Source organism: uncultured Allobaculum sp. (assembly GCF_948576815.1).
Taxonomy (GTDB): Bacteria; Bacillota_I; Bacilli_A; order Erysipelotrichales; family Erysipelotrichaceae; genus Allobaculum; species Allobaculum fili.
On the sequence record NZ_CAPAEZ010000136.1, the window covers coordinates 1 to 1,007 of the forward strand.

The window sequence follows — 1,007 nt, forward strand, 5'->3', positions numbered from 1 at the left end:
AAGTTTTCAAAGAGCCATCTGTTTGTGAAAAACTCGATGTCTCTCACAAGGCTTGCTTATCATATCATCTGCAGAAATCTCTGTCAACAGCTATTTGTGAATTTCTTCATGATTTTCACTTAAGCTGTTTTCTTCGATATCTAAAGGTGATTTGACGACTGAGAGAAGCGATTTCCCTCAGCGCTCAATTAGAATACCACGCGCTAACATTCGATGCAAGCAATTTGTATGCGATTTTTCTAATATTTTTCACGAGCACTTTTGACCCGTTTGCCTATGCAATCTGAATCCGATACTTTCCTCTCTCTTTATGTTTATTTATCCGCTCTCCAGCACAAATCCTGAAAATCAGATATCCGTTCAATCCCCGCCTTTTCCAGATCGTCCAGATTGGCTTTCTGCACCTGAGGATTTGCCGACGAAGTGCAGTTTTCGAGCAGAATCGTCCGATAGCCGTACTGAAAGGCGTCAAAGGCCGTGGCCCGTACGCAGTTTGGCGTCTGCGTTCCGCTCACCAGCACAGTCTCTATCCCTCTTTGTTCCAGTTCCTCTTTGAGCGTAGTCTGAAAAAAAGCACTGTAGCGCGTCTTAGGGATAAAGAGATCTTCGGGCGCTCTGTACAGTCCCTGAGCAAGCGCAAAACCCGATCCCGATGGATGGAACAGATCGCACTGGTCCAGATCTTCCAGTTTCTGTCTGCGGAAAGCTTCGAGATCACTGCCGTCTTTCGCATGCAGACGGCATACCCAGGCGATCGTCACGCCAGCATTTCTCGCTTCTTCTACGGTCGCCGCCAGCGCGGGAATCGTTGATCTGGCCATCGCTACGCAAAATGGAGAGTCGGCATCCACAAATCCTTTCTGCATATCAATAATCAGCAGGATTGTCCGATCTGGATTCAGTTCAATTGGCTTCATAGTCTTTTCCTCTATCGATTTTTTATCTGTCTTTCCCCAATGCTGTTCACTTAAGCTTCACAAGTGAGCAGTGCCTTGCCTTTCTAGTTT

The 1,007-nt window shown here is 46.5% G+C and carries 1 protein-coding gene; it reads right to left on the reverse strand.

The window, feature by feature from the left end; translation table 11 throughout:
* Positions 1-314 precede the first annotated feature (314 nt).
* Positions 315-917 carry a cysteine hydrolase family protein gene (locus Q2J39_RS10755; RefSeq protein ID WP_230267744.1) on the reverse strand — a complete coding sequence of 201 codons (603 nt, stop codon included), beginning with the start codon at positions 915-917 and terminating at the stop codon, positions 315-317.
* Positions 918-1,007: the final 90 nt, after the last annotated feature.